Annotated in this window: 5 protein-coding genes; 2 read left to right on the forward strand and 3 right to left on the reverse strand. The window is 67.4% G+C overall.

Translation table 11 applies throughout. The features are described from left to right. Positions 1-45: 45 nt before the first annotated feature. Both C6P64_RS15595 and C6P64_RS15600 read right to left on the reverse strand, forming a co-directional pair. Positions 46-501, reverse strand: a complete 456-nt coding sequence (locus tag C6P64_RS15595) for a MaoC family dehydratase (RefSeq protein ID WP_105749468.1) — start codon at positions 499-501, stop codon at positions 46-48. Positions 502-532: 31 nt separating this feature from the next. Next, the gene (locus C6P64_RS15600; protein ID WP_105749469.1) at positions 533-1,717 is read right to left on the reverse strand and encodes an acyl-CoA dehydrogenase; all 1,185 of its coding nucleotides are present in this window, start codon (positions 1,715-1,717) and stop codon (positions 533-535) included. 365 nt (positions 1,718-2,082) lie between these two features. Here C6P64_RS15600 and C6P64_RS15605 point away from each other — a divergent pair, with 365 nt between their 5' ends. Continuing rightward, positions 2,083-2,811: a hypothetical protein gene (locus C6P64_RS15605; RefSeq protein ID WP_105749470.1), complete on the forward strand. Its 729-nt coding sequence runs from the start codon at positions 2,083-2,085 to the stop codon at positions 2,809-2,811. A gap of 16 nt (positions 2,812-2,827) precedes the next feature. Next, complete coding sequence (locus C6P64_RS15610; protein ID WP_105749471.1) at positions 2,828-3,781, forward strand: LysR substrate-binding domain-containing protein; 954 nt, start codon at positions 2,828-2,830, stop codon at positions 3,779-3,781. A 49-nt stretch (positions 3,782-3,830) separates the two neighbouring features. On the opposite strand, the gene C6P64_RS15615 is transcribed toward C6P64_RS15610, so the two are convergent. Further along, positions 3,831-4,032: acyl-CoA dehydrogenase family protein (locus C6P64_RS15615; protein ID WP_281257975.1), on the reverse strand; the 202-nt coding region annotated here is incomplete at its 5' end.

Here is a 4,032-nt window from a genome sequence, read left to right on the forward strand (position 1 = left end):
GACGGGGACGAGGATCTTCATGTTTTGCTCCAGATGTGAAATTGATCAGCCCTTGGCCGCTGTCGCTGCACGACGCACCGAGGAAGAGGTCATCACCAGCGCTTCGCCCTCGATGACGACCTTGCCGTTGACGGTACAAACCGTGTCGAGTTCGGCCCTGGCCTTTTCGAGATTCAAGGTCTTGACGGTGACCGTCGCATGGACGGTGTCACCCGGCTTGACCGGGGCCCGGAACCTCAGCGACTGGCTGAGGTAGACGGTACCCGGCCCCGGCAGGCGGTTCGCCACTGCCGCCGAGATGACGCTGGCCGACAGGAAGCCATGCGCGATCCGGCCACCAAAGATCGTGCTGCGGGCGAACTCCTCGTTGGTGTGGATCGCGTTGTTGTCGCCCGAGACACCCGCGAACAGCACGATGTCGGCTTCGGTGATCGTCTTGGCAAATGTGGCGGTCATGCCCACTTGCAGGTCTTCGATGTCGTATCCGTTTTCTGCGTTCATCTGCGGGTTCCCTGGTGATGGCTGGAGATTATCAGTTGGCGAATGCCGCCAGACCGGTGATGGCGCGACCCAGGATCAGTGCATGCACGTCGTGGGTGCCTTCGTAGGTGTTGACCACCTCGAGGTTGACCAGATGGCGGGCCACGCCGTATTCGTCGCTGATGCCGTTGCCGCCCATCATGTCACGCGCCATGCGGGCGATGTCGAGCGCCTTGCCGCAGCTGTTGCGCTTGAGGATGGAGGTGACTTCGACCGGCGCCTTGCCGGCATCCTTCATGCGGCCCAGCGCCAGGCAGCCCTGCAGGCCCAGGCTGATCTCGGTCAGCATGTCGGCCAGCTTCTTCTGGATCAGCTGGTTGGCGGCCAGCGGACGACCGAACTGCTGGCGGTCGATCACGTACTGGCGGGCGCGGGTGTAACAGTCCTCGGCCGCACCCAGGGCACCCCAGGCGATGCCGAAGCGGGCCGAGTTCAGGCAGGTGAACGGGCCCTTCAGGCCGCGGATGGTCGGGAAAGCGTTCTCCTCGGGGCAGAACACCTCGTCCATCACGATCTCGCCGGTGATCGAGGCGCGCAGGCCGACCTTGCCGTGGATGGCCGGTGCGCTCAAGCCCTTCCAGCCCTTCTCGAGGATGAAGCCGCGGATCGCACCCTCGTCGTCCTTGGCCCAGACCACGAACACGTCGGCGATCGGGCTGTTGGTGATCCAGATCTTGGCGCCGCTGATCGAGTAGCCGCCCGCCACCTTGCGGGCGCGGGTGATCATGCTGGCCGGGTCCGAGCCGTGGTTGGGTTCGGTCAGGCCGAAGCAGCCGATCCATTCGCCGCGCGCCAGCTTGGGCAGGTATTTCTGCTTCTGTTCTTCGGTGCCGAATTCGTTGATCGGCACCATCACGAGCGAGGACTGCACGCTCATCATCGAGCGGTAGCCGGAGTCGACGCGCTCGACCTCGCGCGCCACCAGGCCGTAGGACACGTAGTTCAGGCCCGAGCCGCCGTACTGCTCGGGGATGGTCACGCCGAGCAGGCCGAGCTCGCCCATCTCGCGGAAGATGGCCGGGTCGGTCGATTCGTTGCGGAAGGCCAGCTGCACACGCGGCAGCAGCTTTTCCTGGCAATAGGCATTGGCGGCGTCGCGCACCTGACGCTCGTCATCGCTCAGTTGGTTTTCGAGTTGAAAGGGATCGGACCAGGAAAAACGGGCATTGGCACTCATGGCGGCTCCTCTGTACGGATTATGCGGATAACAAGGGATTGACGAATCCATGGTAGTTCCGATCCGCAACGTCTGGCACGAATCTTTCGCAACTATATATGAGAAGATCGCATATCTCAAGCCAAGATTCCTGCCAACCTATGCGGGAAAACCCGAATGATGGCTGATCAGACATGAGAAGAAAGCTGTTCCAGCCACAAGGACCGACCGGTTCCGGGCCGCTCTCGTGACGCTGGCTGCGCCGGGCATGGGGCGCGCGCAGCACCTGCTCAGGCCAGGGAATTTGAAGCCGGGCCGTTGTGGCGCGCTGGATCGGCATGGCTTGCCGCTAGACTGTGCACGCCCTCCTGCTGCAGGACACCCCAATGCCGCCCATCACCCGCCGTCACGCCATCCTGTCGCTTGCCGCCCTGCCCGTGGCCTGCGCGATCCAGCCGCTGCCACCGCTGTCGCGCCGCCCGCTGGCGGCACCCGAGCCGCTGCCGTCGCTGCGTGCGGCACAGGTCGGGCAGAGCTGGCGCTACCGCCAGCTCAATGGCTACAACTCGCAGCAGGTCGCCACCCTGGTCGAGACCGTGACCGAGGTCGGCCAGGACGGCCGGGTCACGCTGCAGCGGCGCAGCGCCGAGGGCCAGCCGCTGCCCGACGAGGTGCATGCGCGCTGGGGCCAGCTGCTGCGCGACCCGGTGTGGGACTACCCGCTCAACCTCGAAGCCCCCGTGCCGCTGTGGCCGTCCAGCCTCGGGGCGAGCGGATGGAGCACGACCCATGGCCATTACCGCCAGGACGGTGGATCGTTCCGCTACTGGATCGGCGTTTCGGTGCGGCAGCGCGGATGGGAGCGGGTCACGCTGGGCCAGCAGGCCTTCGACACGCTGCATGTCGAGCGGCTGATCCGCCTCGAGCACGAGGATCACAACCGGCTCGAGACGGTGCGCCACGATGATCTCTGGCTCGCGCCCGGGCTCGGCCGCTGGGTCGCGCGCGAAACCCGCGGCCGCTACCAGGTCCCGGGCGGCGGCGAGCTGGGCGACGACTACTTGCGCGAGGACTATTGGCGCTGGGAACTGGAAACGGCCAGTCCCTCGGCCTGAACACGGGCTGCCACGGATGAGAAGAAAGCTGCCCTCGACCCAGGCGCTGATCTGCTTCGTTGCCGCCGCGCGGCACCAGAGCTTCACGCGCGCCGCGCAGGAACTGTTCCTGACCCAGGGCGCGGTGTCGCGCCAGGTCGCCACGCTCGAGGAGTCGCTCGGCGTCGAGCTGTTCCGGCGCACCCAGCATGGCATGACGCTGACCCCGGCCGGCGCCGACTACGCGCGCCAGGTCGCGCAGCGGCTCGACGCGCTCGAGCGCGACACGCTCGACCTGATGGGCCGGCGCGGCCAGGGCGAGAGCGTGACCCTGGCCGTGGTGCCGACGCTGGCGACGCGCTGGCTGATCCCGCGCCTGCCCACGCTGGCGCGCGAACAGCCCGAACTGACGGTGCATATCGATGCCCAGACCCGCCCCTTCCTGTTTGGCGACACCGGCGTCGACGCCGCCATCTTTGCCGGCACCGACGACCAGGTGCGGCAATGGGCCGGCACGCGCGCGCTGTCGCTGTTCGAGGAAGTCGTGGTGCCGGTCTGCAGCCCGGCCCTGCTGCGCGGGCGCAGCGAGCTGAGCCCGGCCGCGCTGGCCGAGCTGCCACTGCTGCAGCAGTCGACCAGGCCCGACGCCTGGCGCCAATGGTTCGAGAGCCAGGGGGTGGATGCGCTGCGCGCGATGGCAGGGCCGCGCTACGAGCAGTATTCGATGCAGGTGGCGGCAGCGGCGAACGGACTCGGGGTCGCGCTGATGCCGACGCTGCTGATCGAGGCCGAGCTGGCCTCGGGCAGCCTGGTGGTCGCCAGCGCCCACCCGGTGCTGAGCCGGCGCAGCTACTACCTGGTGCAGCCCGACCTGCCCGAACGGCCGGCGCTGACCCTGTTCAAGTCCTGGCTGCTGGCGAAAGCCGCGCAACAGCAGACTCAGCCGCCGGGCTGGCGGCGCCCGCAGACGGACAAGGAAGCAGCGGGATAGGCCACCCACTGTCCGGTGCATGGACCATGCCGGCTTGTGCCGGCTGGGCTTATGCCGCCTGGCGCAGCAGCTCGCGGCCGATGATGAGCTGCTGGACCTGGGTCGTGCCCTCGTACAGGCGCAGCAGGCGTGCGTCGCGGTAGAAGCGCTCGACCGGGTACTCGTTGATGTAGCCGGCGCCGCCGTGCACCTGCACGCCGCGGTCGGCGACGCGACCCAGCATCTCGGTCGCGAACAGCTTGGCGCAGGAC

Source organism: Malikia granosa, assembly GCF_002980595.1.
Lineage (GTDB): Bacteria > Pseudomonadota > Gammaproteobacteria > Burkholderiales > Burkholderiaceae_C > Malikia > Malikia granosa.